Consider the following 1,553-nt stretch of genomic DNA (forward strand, 5'->3'; position numbering starts at 1 on the left):
CCGCCCCCAGGTTCGGGCCAAGCCCCTCGGCAAACAACCTGTGATCAAACTGCGCCACGGCACGCCCCCGCGGATCAAACACCTGCCGGGTGATGTGCGCTTGCGACGGCTCTTCCTCGACAGCCCGGCAATAAGCCACTGCCCGCACCGCCAAGCCTCGCGGGTCGAGCACCGCGAGATCGGGAGTGTTGGTGTTTACACCGAGGCTGTTCATGTGGCTGTGAATACCACGCCGGACATGTCGCGGCTACTGACACAAATGACAGTTCTTCGTCAGTCAGTCTCCAGTACTGCCCCTAAGATGATACGAAGATCCTTTGGCTGGGCAGGATCGAGCACTGGTTCCTCCTCAAAACCCATGCTTTGCCTGCCGGTGGTCTCTCATTCTGTCGTGTCTCACAAAGCGTTGCTGACATACTGGGCACGCGAAAGGCTTGACCCCGTGGGATCTCATGTGAAGAGTCAAATTGCCTTTCAACCCGAATTTTGCACCGCACTGTTCGCAGATATGCGGCTTTTCTCCGGAGTGAGTGGCCATGTGATGAGTCAGGGAAGTTTCAGTTGCAAGAGATTTGTCGCAAACCGAACAGCGAAAACGACTGTTTCCTGCGTGACTGTCCATGTGATTTCTCAACCTCGCGTGCCGCGTGAATGCCTTTTCGCAAATTTCGCATCGATGAAGTTTTATCGCGGTGTGCGTTTGAAGATGCCGATCTATATTTTTTTTTATCCGAAACCCCCGACCGCAGGCTTCGCAAACAAACGGTTTGTCAGCTGTAGGTTGTACAGCGAAGGTGCCATGCTCCATTCCAGTAGGTGGAGGCAAACCGTAAGCTGCTCTAGAGGTGGATGGCTGAGGTGCCGTAGGAACCGAATCAGCTGTTGTGACCCGGGCAGGCTGGTTTTCAAGACTCGCCTCTTCACCTGTACCACCATCAATCAAACTTTGTACGAATTGAGCAAGCTCAGCGTGCCATGGTGGCGCCGTCACCTCAGTGGGTGACCCACTTGCGTTAGGAGGATCGACCACGACAGGAGTCGGCACGGCCGTTGATGTGCTTGGGTCTGCAGGCATCGGAATTTGTACGTCAGGGAGAGCATCCAGAAGTCCCTGGGAGTGCTTGTCACCCTCGTTTGCTTGCTGCCCCAATGCTTGCAGAAAACCTATCATTTCTTCCGGATTGATCACCTCCTCTCCAACCCGGCCGTCCCTATCGAAATACCGCACCGGCGAGTTACCAACAAAACAATACAAATTCAACCCATCCACTTCCCCCGCCGGGTCCGGGTTGATCCAGCGCTGTTGCCAGGGTGCGTAATAACGATAGCCGTAATAAATCAAACCCGTTGCGTCGCGCTGTTTGCCCGAGTAGCCCCAGGTCTTGTACGACGCCTTGGCGCCATGGTGCGCCACCCACCATGCCCTGCCGCCAAACGGCAGATAGCCTTCGTCGCTGATCACTGCCCCCTGTTCGTTCAATTCCAGCAGCCCGGAGCGCAAGTGGTCGGTGAGGCTGTAGCTCAGATGATCGTTGTCGACACCGGTCGGCGGT

The 1,553-nt window shown here is 55.9% G+C and carries 2 protein-coding genes; both read right to left on the reverse strand.

The features are described from left to right. Positions 1 to 214, reverse strand: a 214-nt coding sequence (locus tag IB249_RS29895) for a hypothetical protein (protein ID WP_225607249.1), incomplete at its 3' end; no start/stop codon positions are given. A gap of 135 nt (positions 215 to 349) precedes the next feature. After that, positions 350 to 1,553, reverse strand: a 1,204-nt coding sequence (locus IB249_RS29540; protein WP_192309933.1) for an RHS repeat-associated core domain-containing protein, incomplete at its 5' end; no start/stop codon positions are given.

Source organism: Pseudomonas sp. PDM04, assembly GCF_014851765.1.
Classification (GTDB): Bacteria; Pseudomonadota; Gammaproteobacteria; order Pseudomonadales; family Pseudomonadaceae; genus Aquipseudomonas.